General features: G+C 48.9%; 2 tRNA genes and 1 rRNA gene. All 3 read left to right on the top strand.

Features of this window, described 5'->3' with window-relative positions:
• Positions 1-148 precede the first annotated feature (148 nt).
• A tRNA-Ile gene (locus tag LF817_RS20000) sits at positions 149-225 on the top strand.
• 9 nt (positions 226-234) lie between these two features.
• A tRNA-Ala gene (locus LF817_RS19995) sits at positions 235-310 on the top strand.
• Between the two features lie 156 nt (positions 311-466).
• Positions 467-542: ribosomal RNA gene (locus LF817_RS19990) — 23S ribosomal RNA — on the top strand; the annotation flags it as partial.

Genomic DNA, 542 nt, shown 5'->3' with positions numbered 1-542 from the left:
CCGTATCGGAAGGTGCGGCTGGATCACCTCCTTTCTAAGGAAAAAGGACCGGCTGGACGTGTTTTCGAACACAAAAAGCCGTCTCCTTCGGAAGACGTACCTGGTTGGTTGTTCAGTTTTGAGAGATTAAATATATCCCTTAATGAATGGGCCTGTAGCTCAGCTGGTTAGAGCGCACGCCTGATAAGCGTGAGGTCGGTGGTTCGAGTCCACTCAGGCCCACCATTCACTTTCGGGGCCTTAGCTCAGCTGGGAGAGCGCCTGCTTTGCACGCAGGAGGTCAGCGGTTCGATCCCGCTAGGCTCCACCATAAGTCTTTTCTTAAAACACAACGATACCTTTGTGTTTTATATGCAACCCTTAAATGGGTTTGTGAACCTTGAAAACTGGATAAGATAATCACTACGCATTCCATGCGTAGATGATGACAAGACATCAAACAAACGAAACGTCTTTTCACGAAGAAAGTTAAGTGAATAAGGGCGCACGGTGGATGCCTTGGCACTAGGAGCCGATGAAGGACGGGACTAACACCGATATGC

It is taken from the genome of Halobacillus sp. A1 (assembly GCF_024189295.1).
Taxonomy (GTDB): Bacteria; Bacillota; Bacilli; order Bacillales; family Halobacillaceae; genus Halobacillus_A.
The sequence above is the reverse complement of the archived record's forward strand: the minus strand, read 5'-3'. Positions and strand labels throughout refer to the sequence as shown.